Genomic DNA, 19149 nt, shown 5'->3' on the forward strand with positions numbered 1-19149 from the left:
GAACGTATCGCTCTGAATCCAGCATCGCTGAAGCCCAGCCAAGCCATAATCGCCAAGATCTTCCAGGTCGATGTACAACGCGAGACACCTCGGTCGGCCCCCTCTCCCTCCGGGAGAGGGCTGGGGTGAGGGGCTTTTGATTTACGCTGTGGTCTTCAACGCCCGTCTCAACGCCACCAGCAATTTCACAATGTCCTGCGGATCCAGCCGCTGCGGTACTTTTACGTCCATGTCTTTCTTCCTTGTGGTGAATGGGCCGGAGAGTCTGGCCAAAAGCTGTGGTTCCTTGGAGGTCTTTCGTGAAAAAAAGATCCGTCCTACAGCGCAAAGAAAAATAGCCGTCTTATTCCTTCCCGGCAAACCCACAGGATAGTTTTTTGGGTGATATCAATATGCTTTAACGGTATTTAAATTCTTGTTTTTATACCTATAAAGTCAGTGCCTGCCGGACGGCCATCCGCCGTCCACGGATTGCATCATCGCCGCTTACCAAGCAGCGTCAGGACGCTTCATGACTTTCGACTACGCCTTTATCCTCAGCACTCTGCCGGCTTTTCTCAAAGCCGTCGGCGTGACTCTGCAGGTCGGTTTGATTGCGATCGCCACTTCGCTGCTGGTCGCGCTGCTCAACGCGACGATTCTGGTGTTTCGCACGCCATACCTGCAGAAAATGGTCGGCCTCTACGTAGAGCTGGCGCGCAACACGCCGTTGCTGATTCAACTGTTCTTCGTCTACTTCGCGTTGCCGGCAGTGGGGATCCAGGTTTCCGGTTTCACTGCGGCAATCATCACCATGACTTTCCTTGGCGGCGCCTATCTCACCGAAGTGCTGCGCGCCGGCGTCGATGCGGTGCCCCAGGCACAACTGGAATCCGGGCGGTCAATTGGCCTGTCTCACGGGCAATTACTGCGTTACGTGATCCTGCCGCAGGCGGGGATTCTCAGCCTGCCTTCGCTGTTCGCCAATTTCATTTTCCTGTTGAAGGAAACCACCGTGGTCTCGGCGGTAGCGGTGCCGGAAATCCTCTACACCACCAAAAGCTACATCGCGCTCTATTACAAAACCTACGAAATGCTCGCCGTGCTGACGCTGATCTGCGTGCTGCTGTTCTTGCCGCTGTCGCTGTTGCTCGGCCGTCTGGAAAGGAGGCTCCAGCATGGCCAGTTCGGGTCTTGAGTTGCTGTGGATATCGTTGCCGCAACTGGCTAAAGGCGCCGGGCAGACCCTCTCGATCTCGTTTCTGAGCATCGCCATCAGCACCGTCGGCGGTGTGCTCTACGGTGTTCTGCGCACGTTGAACGTAACGTGGCTGAACGCGATTCTGCGCATCTATCTGGAGCTGTTCCGGGCGATTCCGGTGCTGGTGTGGTTGTATCTGCTGTTCTTCGGTTTGCCGATTTTCTTCGGCCTGAGCCTGCCGAGCTTCTGGTGCGCGGTGCTGGTGCTGTCGCTGTGGGGCGCCAGCGAGGTTGGCGAAGTGGTGCGCGGTGCGCTGCATTCGTTGCCGCGCGGGCAGCGCGAAGCTGGGCTGTCGATTGGCCTGAACGCCGCGCAGCTCTATGGCTACGTGCTGCTGCCGCAAGCGCTCAAGCGCATGACGCCGCCGACCATCAACGTCTATACGCGGATCATCAAGACCAGTTCCCTGGCGGTGCTGATCGGCGTCGTCGATGTGATCAAGGTCGGCCAGCAGATCATCGAGCGCACCTACGAATCGGTACTGATCTACGGTGCGCTGTTCCTGTTTTTCTTTTTCATCTGCTACCCGTTGTCGGCCGCCTCGCGCGTGCTGGAGCGGCGCTGGACGCAAGCATGAGCGCACTGATCGAGTTTCACGGTTTCAATAAATTCTATGCCGCGCAGCAGGTGCTCAATGGCATCGATCTGCAAGTGCAGAGCGGCGAAGTGGTGGTCATTCTCGGACCCAGCGGTTGCGGCAAAAGCACTCTGCTGCGTTGCCTCAATGGCCTGGAAGAGGCGCACAGCGGCAGTCTGAAATTTCTTGGCCGCGAACTGCTGGACAAGGCGACCGACTGGCGCGAAATCCGTCAGCAGATCGGCATGGTCTTCCAGAGCTATCACCTGTTCCCGCACATGAGCGTCCTGGACAATCTGCTGCTCGGCCCGCTCAAGGTGCAGAAGCGTCAGCGCCGCGAAGCGCAACAGCAGGCCGAAGCCTTGCTTGAGCGTGTCGGCCTGCTGGACAAGCGCGATGCTTTCCCGCGTCAGCTCTCGGGCGGCCAGCAGCAGCGCATCGCCATTGTCCGATCGCTGTGCATGAATCCTCGGGTCATGCTCTTCGACGAAGTCACCGCTGCCCTCGACCCGGAAATGGTCAAGGAAGTGCTGCAAGTCATTCAAGGCCTGGCCCGCGAAGGCATGACCCTGTTGATCGTCACCCACGAAATGGCCTTCGCCCGGGCGGTGGCCGACCGCATCGTGTTCATGGATGCCGGGCGCATCCTTGAACAGTCCCCACCCGAGATTTTCTTTACGAACCCGCAAACCGCACGCGCGCAGCAGTTTCTGGAGAAGTTCTCCTTCGTTGCCACATCGCCAGAATCGAATCCGAAAAAGGAACTGGAACTGCTATGAAAACTGCCGCTTTGTTACTGCCCCTGCTCAGCCTCGCCTTGCTTGCCGGTTGCGGTAAGACCGAAGAGCCACCAAAGCCGAAAGTCGCCAGCGAAAGCGCCGCGCCGGCCGGTTATCTGGACAAGATCAAGGCCCGCGACAAACTGATTGTCGGTGTATTTACCGACAAACCGCCGTTCGGCTTCGTCGATGAGGCCGGACGCTACGTCGGTTTCGACACCGACATCGGTCGGCGCTTCGCCAAAGATCTGCTCGGCGATGAAAACAAGGTCGAGTTCGTCGCCGTCGAACCAGCGAGCCGCATTCCGTTTCTGCAGAGCGACAAGGTCGACCTGATCCTCGCCAACATGACCGTCACCCCGGAGCGCAAGGAAGCCGTGGAATTCACCAACCCGAACCTCAAGGTGGCCGTGCAGGCGCTGGTGCCGCAGGGCAGTTCGGTGAAGAAACTTGATGACCTGGCGACGCGCACCACGATTGTCACCACCGGCACCACCGCGGATATCTGGCTGACCAAGAACCACCCGGACTGGAAACTGCTCAAGTTCGAGAAGAACTCCGAATCGCTGCAAGCCTTGGCCAATGGCCGTGGCGATGCCTATGCGCAGGACAATCTGGTGCTGTTCAGCTGGGCCAAGCAGAACCCGGGCTATCGCGTGCTCGAAGAAAAGCTCGGAGCCGAGGCGCCGATTGCGCCAGCCGTGAAGAAGGGCAACCTCGAGTTGCGTGACTGGGTGAATACCGAGCTGGCCAAATTGGGCGAGGAGAAATACCTGCTCAAGCTGTATGACCAATATGTGCGCAAAGAACTGAGCGATGAGACCCGGCCTGAGAGTGTGATTGTTGAAGGGGGCAAGTGGCAGGGCTAGTGCCTTGATTCAGCGGTGACGCTTGAATCGCTTTCGCGAGCAGGCTCGCTCCCACATTCGACCGCGTACGATTGTGGGAGCGAGCCTGCTCGCGAATTTTTCAGTCACCGCTCAATCCGGCCAATGCCACGCCGGCTCATCCAGCACCCGCTGCCCGACAATCCCGGTCTGCCCCAGCGTTTTCTCCAGCACGATGCAATTGCACTCGGGATCTTCCTGCAACGCCGAGATCAGCCGCCGTGCATGTGACACCACCCACACCTGACACTGCTCCGAAGCGCGAATGATCAGCCGTGCCAGCGCCGGCAGCAAGTCCGGATGCAGGCTGGTTTCCGGTTCGTTGAGCACCATCAGCGTTGGCGGTCGCGGGGTCAGCAACGCCGCAACCAGCAGCAGATAACGCAAGGTGCCGTCCGACAGCTCCGCCGCTGACAATGGCCGCAACAAGCCTTCCTGATGAAACTCGATAGCGAAGCGTCCACCGGCCAACGGCGCGATGTTCAGCCGCGCACCGGGAAAGGCATCGCTGATCGCCGCTGTTAACGCCTGCGGATCGCCAATCTCGATGATTGTCTGCAAGGCTGCCGCCAGATCGCGACCGTCGTGATGCAGCACGGGCGTGCGCGTGCCCAGTTGCGGCTGACGCACCGGCGCGTCGGCATCGCTGCGAAAGTGATCATAAAAGCGCCAGCGCCGGATGAATTCGCGCATCTGGAACACTTCCGGCGAGCTGCGCAGATTGCCGACCTGATCGAACAGGCTGTCGAAATTCGGCGTGTGTTGCGCCAGTACATCCCAGGCGCGACCTTCGCGGGCGCGGATCATCGGGCCGTTGCGGTCAACCAGCAGGCTCGCCGGGCGAAACACCGGGCCGGCCCAGATGCACTCGCGCTTGATTTCCGGGTCGAGGGAAAAGCATGAAGTGCTCGGCTCCGGCAGGCCCAGGCCGATGGCGTAGCTGAAATCCTCGCCGGCGAATCCCAGGCGCAACCTTTTCACGCTGTGGCGCACAGTCGGCTTGATCGCCACCTCACCGTTGCGCATGCGTCGACTGATGGTTTCCGGTCCGGCCCAGAACGTCGAGTCCAGCCCGCCTTCACGCGCCAGCGCGTTGACCACGCCGCCCTGGGCGGTTTCCGCCAGCAGGCGCAACGCGCGATAGAGATTCGACTTGCCGCTGCCGTTCGGCCCGGTGATCAGGTTCAGACGCCCGAGCGGAATCACCAGTTTGTTGATCGAGCGGTAATTGGCCACGGCCAAGGTATAAAGCATGGAATTCCTTCTCTTCGGGCGGCCCTTGTAGGAGCTGCCGAAGGCTGCGATCTTTTGATCTTGAAAAAGCAAAGATCGCAGCCTTCGGCAGCTCCTGCACGGAAATGTTGTGATCGCTCAGGCGAACGTTGAACCCTGTTCTAAGCTCACAGTCGTATCGTCACTTGCACGTTCGTACACAGGAAGGAGTCTGCATGGCAAGTCCCGGAATGAAAACAGCAGTCATGCTGAGTCTGTTCACTTTGCTCAGCGCTTGCGGCGACAAGAAACCTGCTCAGGAATATTTGCCACGGGTCTTTGTGCAAGAGGTCGAACCGGCCAACTACGCCGCCGCGGTGACCCTCACCGGTGACGTGCAGGCGCGGGTGCAGACGCAGCTTTCATTCCGCGTCGGCGGCAAGATCATCCAGCGCATGGTCGATGTCGGCGACCGCGTCACCGCCAAACAGGTGCTGGCCAAACTCGATCCGAAAGATCTGCAGACCAACGTCGATTCCGCTCAAGCCCAAGTTGTCGCCGAACAGGCCCGCGTGAAGCAAGCGGCGGCCGCTTTTGTGCGTCAGCAAAAACTCCTGCCCAAGGGCTACACCAGCCAGAGCGAATACGATTCGGCACAAGCGGCGCTGCGCAGCAGCCAGAGCGCATTGAGCGCGGCGCAGGCGCAGTTGGCCAACGCCAGGGACCAGCTCAGTTACACCTCGCTGATCGCCGATGCACCCGGGGTAATCACCGAGCGCCAGGCCGAAGTCGGCCAAGTGGTGCAGGCCACCGCGCCGATTTTCAGCCTTGCCCGCGATGGCGACCGCGACGCGGTATTCAATGTCTACGAATCGCTGCTGGCCGAGCGGCCGTCCGATCGCTCGATCGTGGTCAGCCTGCTCGACAACCCCGAGATCAAAACCACCGGCACCGTGCGTGAAATCACCCCCTCAGTGTCGGCGCAATCGGGCACCGTGCAGGTCAAGGTCAGCCTCGACAAACTGCCGCCGGGCATGCAGCTCGGTTCGGTAGTGAGTGCCACCGCCAAAGGCACCGGTAAATCGGCGGTGGAACTGCCTTGGTCGGCGCTGACAAAAAACATCAGCGACCCGGCGGTGTGGCTGGTCGATGACAAAGGCGAAGCGCAGTTGCATACGGTCACGGTCGGCCGTTACCTGACCGGCAAAGTGATCATCAGCGAAGGCCTCAAGGGCGGCGAGAAAGTCATTGTCGCCGGCGGCCAGTTGCTGCACCCAGGCATGAAAGTCGAGATTGCCGAAAACACCTACAAGGATCTGCAACCCGGAGCGCAGCCATGAAGCGTCTCGGCCTGTTGTGCATGGCGCTGCTGCTGGGCGCCTGCTCGGAAAAGGAAACGCCGCCGGAACCGGTACGCCCGGTGCTTTCGGTCACGGTCAAAGCGCTCAACGAAGAAAGCCTCGGACGCTTTGCCGGGAGCATTCAGGCGCGCTACGAGAGCAACACCGGTTTCCGCGTCGGCGGACGCATCGCCAGCCGTAACGTCGATGTCGGCGCCGAGGTGCAGAAGGGCACCTTGCTCGCCACTCTCGACCCATCCGACCAGCAGAACCAGTTACGTTCGGCCCAGGGCGATCTGGCGAGGATCCAGGCGCAACTGATCAACGCCCAGGCCAACGCGCGCCGTCAGCAAGCGCTGTTCGATCGCGGCGTCGGTGCGCAGGCGCAACTGGACGTCGCCAACACCGATCTGAAAACCACTCAGGCCTCGCTCGATCAGGCGCGCGCGGCGGTCAGCCAGAGCAAGGATCAACTGAGCTACACCGAGCTGCGCTCCGATCACAAAGCCGTGGTCACCGCGTGGAACGCCGAAGCCGGGCAAGTGGTAACCGCCGGGCAACAAGTGGTGACGCTGGCGCAACCGGACATCAAGGAAGCGGTGATCGATCTGCCCGATACCCTGGTCGATCAGTTGCCCAGCGACGTGGTGTTCTCGGTGGCTGCGCAACTCGATCCGAGCATCAACACCACGGCGATCATCCGCGAGATCGAACCCCAGGCACAAAGCGCCACGCGCACCCGCCGCGCGCGCCTGACCCTGTCGGATACGCCGGACGGTTTCCGCCTCGGCACCGCGATCAGCGTGACCCTCAGCTCGGCGATCAAGCCGCGCATCGAACTGCCGCTGACGGCGTTGCAGGAAGTCGATGGCAAACCCCGAATCTGGGTGATCGACACGCAAAACAAAACCGTCAACCCGCGCGACGTCAGTGTGGTCAGCCGTGGCGACCACAGCGTGGTGCTGGCCGGTGGCGTGCAAAACGGCGAGCGCGTGGTCAGCGCCGGCGTCAACAGTCTCAAACCCGGACAATCGGTAAAACTTGACGAGGACAGTCAATGAAAGGCTCTTTCAACCTCTCCGAATGGGCCCTCAAGCACCAGTCTTTCGTGTGGTACCTGATGTTCGTCGGGCTGCTGATGGGGGTGTTTTCGTACTTCAATCTCGGCCGCGAAGAAGACCCGTCGTTCACCATCAAGACCATGGTGATCCAGACCAAATGGCCGGGCGCGACCCAGGAAGAAACCCTCAAGCAGGTCACCGACCGCATCGAGAAGAAACTCGAAGAGCTCGATTCCCTCGACTACGTGAAAAGCTACACACGCCCCGGCGAATCGACGGTGTACGTGTACCTGCGCGACACCACCAGTGCCAAGGACATCCCGGAAATCTGGTACCAGGTGCGCAAGAAGATCGACGATATTCGCGGCCAGTTTCCCCAGGGCATTCAGGGGCCGGGGTTCAACGATGAGTTCGGTGACGTGTACGGCTCGGTCTACGCCTTCACCGCCGACGGCCTGACCATGCGTCAGTTGCGCGATTACGTGGAACAGGCGCGCGCAGAAATCCGCAACGTGCCGGGGCTGGGCAAGATCGAAATGATCGGCCAGCAGGACGAAACGATTTACCTGAATTTCTCCACGCGCAAACTCGCAGCGCTGGGTATCGACCAGCGCCAGGTGGTGCAGAGCCTGCAATCGCAGAACGCCGTGACTCCGGCCGGCGTGATCGAGGCGGGACCTGAGCGGATTTCCGTGCGCACCTCGGGCCAGTTCGCTTCGGAAAAAGACCTCGCCGAGGTCAATCTCAAGCTCAACGATCGCTTCTATCGTCTGGCGGACATCGCCGAGATCAGCCGTGGCTACGTCGATCCGGCGACACCGGAATTCCGCTTCGACGGCAAACCGGCGATCGGCCTGGCGATTGCCATGCAGAAGGGCGGCAACGTTCAGGAATTCGGTAAGGCGCTGCACGAGCGCATCGACCAGCTCACCGCTGACTTGCCTGTCGGCGTCGGCGTGCACACGGTGTCCGATCAGGCGGTGGTGGTGGAAGAGGCCGTTGGCGGTTTCACCAGCGCGCTGTTCGAAGCGGTCATCATCGTGCTGGTGGTGAGCTTCATCAGCCTCGGCGTGCGCGCCGGTCTGGTGGTGGCCTGCTCGATTCCGCTGGTGCTGGCGATGGTTTTTGTGTTCATGGAATACAGCGGCATCACCATGCAGCGGATTTCCCTCGGCGCGCTGATCATCGCCCTCGGTCTGCTGGTGGACGACGCGATGATCACGGTGGAGATGATGGTCACGCGCCTGGAGATGGGCGAGAGCAAGGAGCAGGCGGCGACGTTCGCCTACACCTCGACCGCATTCCCGATGCTCACCGGTACGCTGGTGACCGTCGCCGGTTTCGTGCCCATCGGTCTCAATGCCAGTTCGGCCGGTGAGTACACCTACACGCTGTTTGCGGTGATCGCCGTGGCGATGATCGTCTCGTGGGTAGTCGCAGTGTTCTTTGCACCGGTGATCGGCGTGCACATCCTCAGCGCCAACGTGAAGGCGCATGATGCCGAGCCGGGGCGCATCGGTCGCGCCTTCAACGGCGGCCTGTTGTGGGCCATGCGCAACCGCTGGTGGGCGATCGGCATCACCGTGCTGCTGTTCGTGCTGGCGGTGTTCTGCATGCGTTTCGTGCAGAACCAGTTCTTCCCCGCTTCGGATCGCCCGGAAATCCTCGTCGACCTGAACCTGCCGCAAAACGCCTCGATCGACGAAACCCGCAAAGCGGTGGACAAGCTCGAAGCGACGCTCAAAGGCGACCCGGACATCGTGCGCTGGAGCACTTACATCGGCCAGGGGGCGATCCGTTTCTACCTGCCGCTGGATCAGCAATTGCAGAACCCGTACTACGCGCAGCTGGTGATCGTCAGCAAGGATTTCGAAGCCCGCGAGGCGTTGAGTCAGCGCCTGCGTGAGCGCCTGCACAAAGACTTCGTCGGCATCGGCAGCTACGTGCAGGCCCTGGAAATGGGCCCGCCGGTGGGGCGTCCGATTCAGTATCGAGTCAGCGGCAAAGATGTCGATCAGGTGCGCAAACACGCCATCGACCTGGCCACCGAACTGGACAAGAACCCGCACATCGGCGAAATCATTTACGACTGGAACGAGCCGGGCAAAGTCCTGCGCATCGACATCGCCCAGGACAAGGCGCGGCAACTCGGGCTGTCGTCCGAAGACGTCGCCAACCTGATGAACAGCATCGTCAGTGGCTCGCCGTTGACCCAGGTCGATGACGATATCTATCTGATCAACGTGGTCGGTCGCGCGGTGGATTCCGAACGCGGCACGCCGGAAACCCTGCAGAACCTGCAGATCGTCACGCCGAGCGGCACCTCGATTCCGCTGCTGGCGTTCGCCACCGTGCGTTATGAACTGGAACAGCCGCTGGTGTGGCGTCGTGACCGCTTGCCGACCATCACCATCAAGGCCTCGGTGCGCGACGAAATCCAGCCGACCGATCTGGTGAAACTGCTCAAGCCGTCGATCGATGCTTTTGCCTCGAAACTGCCGGTCGGCTACAAGGTCGCTACCGGCGGTACGGTTGAGGAAAGCGGCAAGGCCCAGGGGCCGATTGCCAAGGTGCTGCCGCTGATGCTGTTCCTCATGGCGACGTTCCTGATGATTCAATTGCACAGCGTGCAGAAGATGTTCCTGGTCGCCAGTGTTGCGCCGCTGGGGTTGATCGGCGTGGTGCTGGCACTGGTGCCGACCGGCACGCCGATGGGTTTCGTGGCGATCCTGGGGATTCTCGCGCTGATCGGCATCATCATCCGCAACTCGGTGATTCTGGTAACGCAGATCGATGAGTTCGAGCAGAAAGGCTATGCGCCGTGGGACGCGGTCGTGGAAGCAACCGAACACCGGCGCCGGCCGATCCTGCTGACCGCAGCGGCAGCGAGCATGGGCATGATCCCGATTGCCCGCGAAGTGTTCTGGGGGCCGATGGCCTACGCGATGATTGGCGGCATCGTCGTGGCGACGCTGCTGACGCTGTTGTTTCTGCCGGCGCTGTATGTCGCCTGGTACAAGATCCGCGAACCGCAGAAGGATGAAAAACCGGCGCAGTGAGATCGCCCTGCGATATTTGGGAAAGGTCTGACTTACAGCGTAAGAGGACTGCGCTAACGTCCCTTCTTCATTCGAGGAGGGACGTGCCATGTCGACTGTTTCCGGCTGGTTGCGCGGATGGTTGCTGCTCGCTGGCGTGAGCCTGTCGCCGGCAGTGCTGGCCGAAGTGCTGCTGGAAAACCAGCTGTGGCGGGTGCAGGTCGATCCTGCGACGCTGGCGGTGCGGGTTGAATCGGCCGGCGCGCCACCAGTGCAAGCTTCGGCAGGCGTGCTGCGGCACAAGGTCAGCGACATGGTCAGGCATGGCAATCGCATTGATTGGCAATGGGACGATGGGCGCTGGTTGCTCAGTGTTGACCTGGACCAGCGTGACCTGACGTTTTCGATTACGGCTAACTCGCCCTCGCAAATCGAGTTTATTCATCAGCCCGCCAGTGCAATGGGCCAGGCGCTGATCTGGCCGCTTGCCGAAGGGCGCTACGTGCCGCGCGGTGACCGGGCGTGGCAAAAATTCCTGGTCGCGCAGGGCGCGCTCGATACCACCCAGGACTTGAGCCTGCCGCTTTGGGGGATGGAGTACGAGAAGTTCAGCCTGCACTGGTTGCTGACCAACCCTTACAACAATCAACTGCGCTTCAAGGCCAATGGCGATGCGCTGGGGCTGTCGGCCAGGCACCGTTTCACTACGCTTGAACCCTCGAAGCCGCTGACCTTCAGCCTGTTTCTCGGCGCTGCCGATCCGTTGGCCGGGGCCAAGCGCTACAAGCAGTGGCTCATCGATAGCGATCAATTTGAAAGCTTGGCGAACAAGCTGATCAAGACCCCGCAAGCCGCCAAGCTGATCGGTGCCGCGCATGTCTATCTGTGGGGCAACGATCTGCTCGGCCCCGACGATGTGCGCAACTGGCCGCTGCTGATTGCCCGATTGCGCGGCCCGGGTGTGCTGGTCAGTGAACTTCGGGCGGCGATGGATCCTGAAGCGCTGCGGTTGCTCGCCAGCGAGACCGTACTCAATCGCTATCAACAGACTGTGATGCTGCGCAGTCTCAATCGCGCGCTGAACACTCAGGCGCGCAAAACCTGGCAGGCGCGGGCGGTGCCGGACATGCAGGCGCTGGTCAACGGGTACGCTGAGGTGCGCGAGCAGCTGGCCGTTGTTCTGAAGGGTACGCTGGCGCCTGATCCTTCGCGCTGGGGGCGTACCTTGTCGCGGCGAACCATTGAACGCTTGCAGAGCGCTGGACTTTCGCGTTTATGGCTTGGGCTCGGCGAGGGCTGGGAAGGTGGACTCTGGCATCCCGAGGCGGTGCGCGCCGCCGTCTCTGCGGGGTATCTGATTGCCCCCTATGACTCCTACGAAACCGCGCTGCGCCGGGATGAAAATCCGGACTGGACCACTGCGCACCTCGGTGATCGGGCCAATACCGAGTGCGCGATCGTGGAGGAAAACGGTGCGCTGAAAAGTGGATTTCAGCAGTCCGGCCACTATACCGATCCGCGATGTGTACGCCCGTTGCTTGAGCGGCGCATCGATGCAATCCAGAAGGTTGCCGGCTTTAACAGCTGGTTTCTCGATGCCTATGCCGCTGGGATGCTCTTCGACAGTTATCGTCCCGGCGCACCGATGACCCAGGCGCAGAATGCCGCGGGCAATGTTGCAGCATCGCGCTGGATCAACGAGGTGTTGCAGCTGCCGAGCGGCTCCGAGGATGGCAATGCCGCCACCGCTCGGGGAGTTCTGTTCGCACATGGCATGCAGACGCCAGTGATCGGTTGGGGCGATCGCGACATGCAGCAGCCGGGCACAGCGGACTTTTTCGTCGGCCAATGGTACCCACCGGAGCAGCCAGCGGTGTTCTTCAAACCGACCCGGTTGAAGGCTGACTACCGACGCGTTCATTTCGCCGCCGCCAGCCGTTTACCGCTGTATCAGACGGTATTCCACGGCTCTGTCATCACCAGTCATCACTGGTTGTTCGATAACCTGAAGTTGAGCGACGTGCGGGTGGAAAACGAGCTCACCCAGTTGCTCTACAACGTACCGCCGCTGTACCACCTGAGTGCGGCCAGCCTTGATCAGCGCTTGCCGTTGATCGTGCGTCAGGATCGATTCTTTCGTCCGCTGCACGAACGTCTGGCGACGCAAGCGCTGACCGCTTTTGACTGGTTGAGCGAGGACCGCCTGGTACAGCAGACGACGTTTGCCGACGGCACGCGACTGCTGGCCAATTTCGACGCCGCTCCACGCAATTGGCAGGGCCGGACGTTACCGGGACACACCCTGACTGCATTGTTCGCGGACGGCAGCGTCAGCCAATATCAGGTACAGGCAGCGCCCTGACTCAGACTTTGCGCCACACGCTCGCCAGCCAAGGCTGCTGTTCACGCGGTAAGCCCGCGGGCCGGTAGTAATGCTCCAGCTCGACGAACCCCGCCGCCGTCAGCAACCCGCGCCAGGCTTCGAGATCGTGATACGAGCCGTAGCGCGGCCCGTTCCAGCCCTCTTGGTTGTCGCCACGCGGATTGGAACTGAACAGCACGCCACCCGGTTTCAAGGTGCCGTGCAGTTGCCGTAGCACTTGCGGCAACACCTGCAACGGCACATGAAACAGCACGGCATTGGCGAAGATGCCGTCGAAGCGCTCGGCGGGTAGATCAAGCTTGAGAAAGTCCTGCTGCCAGACTTCGCAACCGCTGTCCTGGCGGGCCATGCGCGCGAATTCCTGCGAGCCATCGAGGCCGATCGCGACGTGGCCCATACGTGTAAAGGTCTGCAGATCTCGGCCCGGACCGCAGCCGAAATCGAGAATCGTCAACGGCGACTCAGACTGAATGTGGCGCAGCAAGGCCTCGATGTTCTGGCTGACATCGTGGTCGCGAGTGCCTTCGCGAAAGTCCTCGGCCACCGAGTTGTAGTGACCGAGGGTAGTGGCGGTGATCTGTTCGAGGTCGCTGGGCGTTTGCTTCATGATCGATGCTGTATTGGCGGTGTGAGGGCGGACTATAAGCTTTTTCACCGGCAAAAAAACGCCGCCTGCGCTGGGGCCAGTGCAGGCGGCGATGGGTGCCAGGCTTCAGTGCTGCTTCGCTCCCAGACAATCGATCGAGCGGTCCATCATCGCCTTGGCCATTTCCAGCAGATGCCAGACCGAGAACACCATGGCCCGATCCGCGCCCCCGAGCTGGTCACCGCATTGATGGACGGTCACCGAAGCGCAGCGCAGCAGATCGGCAACATACAGTTGGGCGTCCTCCAGCGTCACATCTTCGCTGATGCTGTAGACGCGTTTCTGCCCCGCCAACGTGACCTGATTGCCGGCCAGATGTGAGTCGACGGCGCGGCACAGTGCAGAGCGATCCTTGAGCAAATCCTCGGTGAACCGCTTGCTTGAGGTAAGGCTGAGTGGCGGATCGGCAAGATTTTTTTCCATGGGTAAACTCCTGACTTCAAGTGGGAGCCAACCATTTCGCGACTAAACGAGCAGGACGGCGGCTGCACGCGGATCAGTTGCCGGCCGGACAACTGAATCCAGTCACCGCAAAACAGTGACGACCGGAGATTAGCTACAGGATATTTCGGGTACAAGCGGGTAAATTATTCTAGGAATCGTCCTGCAAACCCGCGTGGTTCGGGCTGGCGAAAAGACAAAATTCGTGTAGGAAGCATCTGATTTTCACGAAGGGCATCGCCCAAAATACTGCGATCACATTGGCCTGGTTGATGGCCACCTGCCGCTATCGACCTTAGCGCTTATTGAGCCCCCGCGCCAGCCTGTCGCCACCCAACTGAATCACCGCCACCAGCGCCACCAGCAAGACGATCACCGTCAACATGATCTGGCTATCGAAGCGCTGATAACCGTAGCGGTAAGCGATATCCCCCAGCCCACCAGCACCAATTGCCCCAGCCATGGCCGACGAATTGATCATCGTCACCAGGGTGATGGTGAAACCGCCGACAATCCCCGGCAGCGCCTCGGGCAACAGCACATGCCAGACGATGTGCCAGCGTCGGCAACCCATGGCCTGCGCAGCTTCAATCAGACCATGATCGACCTCGCGCAGACTGACTTCGGCGATCCGCGCGAAGAAGGGCGTTGCGGCGATTGTCAGCGGCACCACAGCGGCCCACACGCCATACGTGGTGCCGACGATCAGGCGGGTGAATGGAATCAGCGCGACCATCAGAATCAGGAACGGGATCGAGCGGAACAGATTGACGAAGGCGCCCAGCGCACGGTTCAACAGCGGCGCCTCATAGATCCCGCCCTTGTCACTGGTGACCAGAATCACCGCCATGGGAATCCCCGCCAGCAGCGCGATCAGCGACGACACGCCGACCATCAAAAAAGTGTCGATAAAACCCTGCAGCAAGCGATCAAACCACATAGCCCAATACCTCCACTCGTTGCGCCCACTGCCCGGCGCGCTCGCGCAATTGCTCGGCGCTGTACGCCGAGCCGCTGACGGCCAGCAACAGCTGCCCCAGCGCATGACCCTGAATCCGTTCCACGCCGCCCTGAAGCAGCTTCACTCGGCCGCCCAACGCCGCAAATAATGCAGCCAGATCCGGTTCATCAGCGGCACCGCCGGTGAACTGCAAACGCAACACCACCGCTGCATCAGAAGCCGTGGATTGCGCCTGCAAACGGCTTTGCAATTCTTCCGGCAAGGCGTGTTGCAGTGGTGCGAGCAAGGTCTGGCTGACCTCGTGCTGCGGATTGCCGAACACTTGCCACACCGGCCCTTGCTCGACCACATGGCCATGTTCGAGGACGACGACGCGGTCGCAAATCTCGCGTATCACCGCCATCTCATGAGTGATCAGCACAATGGTCAGGCCCAGGCGTTTGTTGATCTCGCGCAACAGGCCGAGGATCGACTGCGTGGTTTCCGGGTCGAGCGCCGATGTCGCTTCATCGCAGAGCAGAATTTCCGGGTCATGCACCAGCGCGCGGGCAATGCCGACACGCTGTTTCTGCCCACCGGAGAGTTGCGCCGGATAGGCCTTGTGCTTGCTCTGCAGGCCGACCAGTTCAAGCAGTTCGCGGACCTTGTTGTCGCGCTGCTCCTTCGGCACGCCGGCGACTTTCAGCGGCAACTCGACGTTCTGCCAGACGGTCTTGGCCGACATCAGATTGAAGTGCTGGAAGATCATGCCGATGCGCCGACGCAGGGCGACGAGGCGGTTTTCATCGAACTCGCCGATATCGACCTGATCGATCAACACCCGCCCCGACGTTGGCTGCTCCAGGCGATTGATCGTGCGGATCAGCGACGACTTGCCAGCGCCGCTGCGGCCGATGATGCCGAACACTTCGCCGCGCTGAATCGCCAGGTCGATGCCCTGCAAAGCCGCGACCGGACCTTGTCGGCCGTCGTAGGTTTTGCCCACGCCGATAAAGCGTACGTGGGCGCGATTCAGCTCGGGGTGCAGCTCGGTTTTTTCAGCGTGGTGTGGCTCTGGAAACTCCAGTCGCCGTTGGATCGCCGCAGTCATGTTCAGCTTTCCCAGCCGGCCTGATAGAGCTTGCCGTGGGCCTTGTCCAGTGCTGCGCGAACGGCCGGTGAATGCTGATAGATGTCGACGAACTTGATCAGGCGCGGGTCGGTTTTGCTCTTCGGCTGGATGACGAACTGGATCACGTATTCCTTGTGGTCGAGACCGTCGAACAGCAGCGCCGAGCCGGCATCGAAGGTCTTCGCCAAGCGGATATAGGCTGGATAACCCTGGACCAGATCGGCGTCGTCATAGGCGCGCACCAGCTGCACGGCTTCGACCTGAAGGATCCTGATCTTTTTCGGATTGGCGACGATGTCGTCCTCGGTGGCCTTGTAACCGACGCCCGGTTTCAGGGTGATCAACCCGGCCTTGGCGAGCAATTGCAAACCCCGTCCGCTGTTGATCGGGTCGTTGGCGATGGCGACGCTGGCGCCTTCGGGCAGCTCATCGAAGCTTTTGTATTTCTTCGAATACAGGCCGACGTTGTTGATGATCCCGGGTGCGAACGGCACCAGATCGAAACCGGACGCGGCTTTGGCATTCTCCAGAAACGGAATGTGCTGGAAATAATTCACATCAATGTCGCCAGCGGCGAGGCTGACGTTGGGCGCGATCCAGTCGGTGAATTCCACCAGCTCGACTTTCAGGCCTTGTTTGGAAGCTTCCTCGACGGCGGCTTCCAGCGGAATGGCGAAAGCGGCAGTGGTGCCGATTTTCAACGGGGCGTCGGCGGCGAAGATTGCCGAACTGAACAGGCCGAAGGCCAAGGCCAGTGCTTTGACTGGGTGGGACAGGTTTTTTTTGGTCATGGTGGTTTTTCCAGTCAGTGCATGAATTTGTTGTGCCGGGGAGGGCCTCTTCGCGAGCAGGCTCGCTCCCACAGAGGCACGCATTTCAAATGTGGGAGCGAGCCTGCTCGCGAAGCTTTTAATGCCGGTACGAAGATCCGCTGTGTTGCTCAGGCAACTGCGCCTCACCGTGAAACAACTTCTCACGCAGGGTGCCGCTGTCATACGCAGTCTTGTACGAGCCGCGCCGCTGCAACTCGGGAATCACCAGTTCGATGAAATCGGCATAGCTTTCCGGGGTGACGATGCGAGTGAGGTTGAAGCCGTCCAGACCGGTTTCGGCGATCCACGATTCCAGTTCATCGGCCACTTGTTCGGGCGAACCGACCACGGTGATGTAACGACCACCAAGGGCGTGCTGGTCGAGTAATTTGCGCCGGGTCCAGTCGTTGTTCTGCAGATTTTTTGTTGCCGATTGAATGGCGTTGCTCTTCACGTACTGGATCGGCTCATCGATTTCGTATTGGGCAAAGTCGATGCCGGTGGACGCGGAAAAATGCGCCACGCCGGCTTCGGCGCTGGCGTAGCTGAGGTACTCGGCATGCTTGGCCCACGCCGCTTCTTCAGTCGCGCCAACGATCACATTGAGGCCCATGAACACCTTGATGTCTCGAGGATCGCGCCCGGCTTCGACGGCGCTGGCGCGGACCTTGTCGACCTGCACTTTGGTCGATGGTTTGTTCTGGCCGCTGATGAACACGCACTCGGCATGACGCCCGGCAAACAGCAAGCCGCGGTCGGAGCTGCCGGCCTGAAACAGCACCGGTGTGCGCTGCGGTGACGGCTCGCAGAGGTGATAACCCTCGACCTGATAGAACTCGCCCTGGTGCTCGACCTTGTGCACTTTGTCCGGGTTGGCGTAGATGCGCTGCTCGCGGTCGTTGAGCACCGCGCCGTTCTCCCAGCTGCCTTCCCAGAGCTTGTACAAGACCTGCAGATATTCTTCGGCCTGGTCGTAGCGGCGGTCATGTTCGACCTGCTCGTTGAGACCCATGGCTTTGGCGGCGCTGTCCAGATAACCGGTGACGATGTTCCAGCCAACGCGGCCGCGACTCAGATGATCGAGCGTCGACATGCGTCGGGCGAACAGATACGGCGGCTCGTAAGTGAGATTGGCGGTCAGGCCAAAGCCGAGGTTTCTGGTGACGGCTGCCATCGCTGAAACCAGCAGCAGCGGATCGTTGACCGGCAACTGGATCGACTCTTTCAGCGTGACGTCGACCGAGTTCTGGTAGACGTCGTAGACGCCGACGATGTCAGCGATGAACAAGCCATCGAACAATCCGCGCTCAAGCAACTGCGCCAGTTCGGTCCAGTATTCGATCGTGTTGTAGCGCGTCGAGGTGTCGCGCGGATGGGTCCACAGGCCGTGATTGATGTGGCCGATGCAGTTCATGTTGAACGCGTTGAGCAGAATCTTCTTTTTCGCAGCGCTCATCAGATCGTCCCTCGCAGCGGAGGGTTTTCATCGTTGAGGTAGTAATTGCCCACGGCGTGATACTTCCAGCGCACCGGGTCGTGCAGGGTGTGCACGCGAGCGTTGCGCCAGTGCCGGTCGAGGCCGTGTTCGCTCAGCGTCGCCTGACTGCCGGCGAGCTCGAACAGCGTGCTGCCAGCGGCGAGGGAAATTTCCGTGCTGATCGCCCGCGCTTCGGCAACTGCTATCGACGCGGCGGCGACAGTTTCGGCATTGGTTTCAGCTTGCGCGGCATCGAGGAATTCACCGGCACGTTCGAGCAAGGCTTCGGTGGCGTGCAGACGAATGCTCAAGTGGCCGAAGCTCTTCAGCGTCAGCGGATCGTCGGTAGCCTTGTCGTTGCCCGAATCGATCCACGGACGGGTCTTGCTGCGCACGAAGTGCAAAGCGTCTTCGTAAGCGGCGCGGGCGATGCCGGTGTCGATGGCGGCGTGGAGAATCTGCGCCAGCGGGCCGACCGTGGTCGGGCGTTCGAAAGCGCTCTGGAACGGCAGCACGTCTTCGGCCGCTACATACACATCTTCGAACACCACCGAGCCGCTGCCGGTGGTGCGCTGGCCGAAGCCGCTCCAGTCGTCGATCACCGTCAGGCCCTTGCTCTCGCGCGGGACGAAGGCCAGATGTTGCACGCCGTTTTCATCGACCACCGACGTCGGAATGCGCTGCGCGTAAATCGCCCCGGTCGAGTAGAACTTGCGACCGTTGATGCGATAACCAGCGCCGTCGCGTTTGAGACTGGTGACACGATCATGAGCGGTTTTGGTACCCAGTTCCGCCAGCGCATTGCCGAAGCGCTGGCCGGCGAGGACCTCGGCGTACAGGCGCTGTTTCTGTTCATCGCTGCCATTCACGCGCAGCACTTCCAGTGCGTAGAAATGGTTCTGCGGAATCTGCCCGAGCGAGCCGTCGGCCTGAGCGATGAGTGCGATGACTTTGGCCAGGGTGACGTTGGATACGCCCGCGCCGCCATATTCTTTCGGCACGCTGATGCCCCACAGGCCGGAGCGGGAAAACACTTCCAGCTCGGCCAATGGCAGGCGGCGTTCGCGGTCGCGCAGGGCGCTGTCGCGTTTGAAATCTTCGGCCAGGTCGCTGGCGACGATCAGGGCTTGCTCATCGCTGGTGATGAGCGCGACGTGATGGGAAAGCGTCATAGGGGGTTCTCC

At 60.8% G+C, this 19149-nt stretch carries 16 protein-coding genes; 8 read left to right on the top strand and 8 right to left on the bottom strand.

Annotated features, from left to right (window positions below):
• Nucleotides 1–511: 511 nt before the first annotated feature.
• Genes PspCFBP13508_RS15565 through PspCFBP13508_RS15580 form a run of 4 tightly spaced genes read left to right on the top strand, consistent with a single transcriptional unit; the run spans nucleotide 512 to nucleotide 3465 of the window.
• The gene (locus PspCFBP13508_RS15565) at nucleotides 512–1177 is read left to right on the top strand and encodes an amino acid ABC transporter permease (RefSeq protein ID WP_137215040.1); all 666 of its coding nucleotides are present in this window, start codon (nucleotides 512–514) and stop codon (nucleotides 1175–1177) included.
• Nucleotides 1158–1817 carry an amino acid ABC transporter permease gene (locus PspCFBP13508_RS15570; protein WP_137215041.1) on the top strand — a complete coding sequence of 220 codons (660 nt, stop codon included), beginning with the start codon at nucleotides 1158–1160 and terminating at the stop codon, nucleotides 1815–1817. Before PspCFBP13508_RS15565 ends, PspCFBP13508_RS15570 begins: the two co-directional genes overlap by 20 nt.
• A complete protein-coding gene (locus tag PspCFBP13508_RS15575) occupies nucleotides 1814–2596 on the top strand; it encodes an amino acid ABC transporter ATP-binding protein (protein ID WP_137215042.1) in 783 nt (260 codons plus the stop codon). The genes PspCFBP13508_RS15570 and PspCFBP13508_RS15575 overlap by 4 nt, the downstream gene beginning before the upstream one ends.
• Nucleotides 2593–3465, top strand: a complete 873-nt coding sequence (locus PspCFBP13508_RS15580) for a transporter substrate-binding domain-containing protein (RefSeq protein WP_137215043.1) — start codon at nucleotides 2593–2595, stop codon at nucleotides 3463–3465. Before PspCFBP13508_RS15575 ends, PspCFBP13508_RS15580 begins: the two co-directional genes overlap by 4 nt.
• A 111-nt stretch (nucleotides 3466–3576) precedes the next feature.
• On the opposite strand, the gene PspCFBP13508_RS15585 is transcribed toward PspCFBP13508_RS15580, so the two are convergent.
• Nucleotides 3577–4737, bottom strand: a complete 1161-nt coding sequence (locus PspCFBP13508_RS15585; protein ID WP_137215044.1) for an AAA family ATPase — start codon at nucleotides 4735–4737, stop codon at nucleotides 3577–3579.
• A 194-nt stretch (nucleotides 4738–4931) separates the two neighbouring features.
• On the opposite strand from PspCFBP13508_RS15585, the gene PspCFBP13508_RS15590 reads away from it, so the two are divergent.
• The 4 genes from PspCFBP13508_RS15590 to PspCFBP13508_RS15605 all read left to right on the top strand — a co-directional run bounded on the left by PspCFBP13508_RS15590 (nucleotide 4932) and on the right by PspCFBP13508_RS15605 (nucleotide 12496).
• Entirely contained in the window at nucleotides 4932–6035 is a 1104-nt protein-coding gene (locus PspCFBP13508_RS15590) for an efflux RND transporter periplasmic adaptor subunit (RefSeq protein ID WP_137215045.1), read from the top strand.
• Nucleotides 6032–7096, top strand: a complete 1065-nt coding sequence (locus PspCFBP13508_RS15595) for an efflux RND transporter periplasmic adaptor subunit (protein ID WP_130912088.1) — start codon at nucleotides 6032–6034, stop codon at nucleotides 7094–7096. The genes PspCFBP13508_RS15590 and PspCFBP13508_RS15595 overlap by 4 nt, the downstream gene beginning before the upstream one ends.
• Nucleotides 7093–10155, top strand: coding sequence for an efflux RND transporter permease subunit (locus PspCFBP13508_RS15600; protein ID WP_137215046.1), 3063 nt, complete (start codon nucleotides 7093–7095; stop codon nucleotides 10153–10155). The genes PspCFBP13508_RS15595 and PspCFBP13508_RS15600 overlap by 4 nt, the downstream gene beginning before the upstream one ends.
• A gap of 88 nt (nucleotides 10156–10243) precedes the next feature.
• Nucleotides 10244–12496, top strand: coding sequence for a glycoside hydrolase (locus tag PspCFBP13508_RS15605; protein ID WP_137215047.1), 2253 nt, complete (start codon nucleotides 10244–10246; stop codon nucleotides 12494–12496).
• Nucleotide 12497: 1 nt separating this feature from the next.
• Here PspCFBP13508_RS15605 and PspCFBP13508_RS15610 read toward each other — a convergent pair whose 3' ends face one another.
• The 7 genes from PspCFBP13508_RS15610 to PspCFBP13508_RS15640 all read right to left on the bottom strand — a co-directional run bounded on the left by PspCFBP13508_RS15610 (nucleotide 12498) and on the right by PspCFBP13508_RS15640 (nucleotide 19137).
• Nucleotides 12498–13124, bottom strand: a complete 627-nt coding sequence (locus PspCFBP13508_RS15610; RefSeq protein WP_130912085.1) for a class I SAM-dependent methyltransferase — start codon at nucleotides 13122–13124, stop codon at nucleotides 12498–12500.
• 105 nt (nucleotides 13125–13229) lie between these two features.
• Nucleotides 13230–13586: a hypothetical protein gene (locus PspCFBP13508_RS15615; RefSeq protein ID WP_041477463.1), complete on the bottom strand. Its 357-nt coding sequence runs from the start codon at nucleotides 13584–13586 to the stop codon at nucleotides 13230–13232.
• A gap of 313 nt (nucleotides 13587–13899) precedes the next feature.
• On the bottom strand, nucleotides 13900–14544 hold the full coding sequence (locus PspCFBP13508_RS15620) for a methionine ABC transporter permease (RefSeq protein WP_016772208.1): 645 nt from the start codon (nucleotides 14542–14544) through the stop codon (nucleotides 13900–13902).
• The gene (locus PspCFBP13508_RS15625) at nucleotides 14534–15655 is read right to left on the bottom strand and encodes an ATP-binding cassette domain-containing protein (RefSeq protein WP_137215048.1); all 1122 of its coding nucleotides are present in this window, start codon (nucleotides 15653–15655) and stop codon (nucleotides 14534–14536) included. Before PspCFBP13508_RS15625 ends, PspCFBP13508_RS15620 begins: the two co-directional genes overlap by 11 nt.
• Before the next feature lie 2 nt (nucleotides 15656–15657).
• Nucleotides 15658–16467 carry a MetQ/NlpA family ABC transporter substrate-binding protein gene (locus tag PspCFBP13508_RS15630; RefSeq protein ID WP_016772206.1) on the bottom strand — a complete coding sequence of 270 codons (810 nt, stop codon included), beginning with the start codon at nucleotides 16465–16467 and terminating at the stop codon, nucleotides 15658–15660.
• Between the two features lie 118 nt (nucleotides 16468–16585).
• Nucleotides 16586–17944 carry an LLM class flavin-dependent oxidoreductase gene (locus tag PspCFBP13508_RS15635; protein WP_137215049.1) on the bottom strand — a complete coding sequence of 453 codons (1359 nt, stop codon included), beginning with the start codon at nucleotides 17942–17944 and terminating at the stop codon, nucleotides 16586–16588.
• Complete coding sequence (locus PspCFBP13508_RS15640) at nucleotides 17944–19137, bottom strand: SfnB family sulfur acquisition oxidoreductase (protein ID WP_137215050.1); 1194 nt, start codon at nucleotides 19135–19137, stop codon at nucleotides 17944–17946. The genes PspCFBP13508_RS15635 and PspCFBP13508_RS15640 overlap by 1 nt, the downstream gene beginning before the upstream one ends.
• Between the last annotated feature and the right edge of the window lie 12 nt (nucleotides 19138–19149).

Origin of the sequence: Pseudomonas sp. CFBP13508 (genome assembly GCF_005233515.1) — a bacterium.
GTDB lineage: Bacteria > Pseudomonadota > Gammaproteobacteria > Pseudomonadales > Pseudomonadaceae > Aquipseudomonas > Aquipseudomonas mercuritolerans.

Bases quoted from the DNA above. Each gene is read 5' to 3' on its own strand.
- PspCFBP13508_RS15635 (WP_137215049.1), bottom strand. From the start codon at position 17,944: ATGAGCGCTGCGAAAAAGAAGATTCTGCTCAACGCGTTCAACATGAAC.
- PspCFBP13508_RS15595 (WP_130912088.1), top strand. From the start codon at position 6,032: ATGAAGCGTCTCGGCCTGTTGTGCATGGCGCTGCTGCTGGGCGCCTGC.
- PspCFBP13508_RS15615 (WP_041477463.1), bottom strand. From the start codon at position 13,586: ATGGAAAAAAATCTTGCCGATCCGCCACTCAGCCTTACCTCAAGCAAG.
- PspCFBP13508_RS15620 (WP_016772208.1), bottom strand. From the start codon at position 14,544: ATGTGGTTTGATCGCTTGCTGCAGGGTTTTATCGACACTTTTTTGATG.
- PspCFBP13508_RS15610 (WP_130912085.1), bottom strand. From the start codon at position 13,124: ATGAAGCAAACGCCCAGCGACCTCGAACAGATCACCGCCACTACCCTC.
- PspCFBP13508_RS15570 (WP_137215041.1), top strand. From the start codon at position 1,158: ATGGCCAGTTCGGGTCTTGAGTTGCTGTGGATATCGTTGCCGCAACTG.
- PspCFBP13508_RS15630 (WP_016772206.1), bottom strand. From the start codon at position 16,467: ATGACCAAAAAAAACCTGTCCCACCCAGTCAAAGCACTGGCCTTGGCC.
- PspCFBP13508_RS15590 (WP_137215045.1), top strand. From the start codon at position 4,932: ATGGCAAGTCCCGGAATGAAAACAGCAGTCATGCTGAGTCTGTTCACT.
- PspCFBP13508_RS15600 (WP_137215046.1), top strand. From the start codon at position 7,093: ATGAAAGGCTCTTTCAACCTCTCCGAATGGGCCCTCAAGCACCAGTCT.
- PspCFBP13508_RS15575 (WP_137215042.1), top strand. From the start codon at position 1,814: ATGAGCGCACTGATCGAGTTTCACGGTTTCAATAAATTCTATGCCGCG.
- PspCFBP13508_RS15640 (WP_137215050.1), bottom strand. From the start codon at position 19,137: ATGACGCTTTCCCATCACGTCGCGCTCATCACCAGCGATGAGCAAGCC.
- PspCFBP13508_RS15585 (WP_137215044.1), bottom strand. From the start codon at position 4,737: ATGCTTTATACCTTGGCCGTGGCCAATTACCGCTCGATCAACAAACTG.
- PspCFBP13508_RS15580 (WP_137215043.1), top strand. From the start codon at position 2,593: ATGAAAACTGCCGCTTTGTTACTGCCCCTGCTCAGCCTCGCCTTGCTT.
- PspCFBP13508_RS15625 (WP_137215048.1), bottom strand. From the start codon at position 15,655: ATGACTGCGGCGATCCAACGGCGACTGGAGTTTCCAGAGCCACACCAC.
- PspCFBP13508_RS15605 (WP_137215047.1), top strand. From the start codon at position 10,244: ATGTCGACTGTTTCCGGCTGGTTGCGCGGATGGTTGCTGCTCGCTGGC.
- PspCFBP13508_RS15565 (WP_137215040.1), top strand. From the start codon at position 512: ATGACTTTCGACTACGCCTTTATCCTCAGCACTCTGCCGGCTTTTCTC.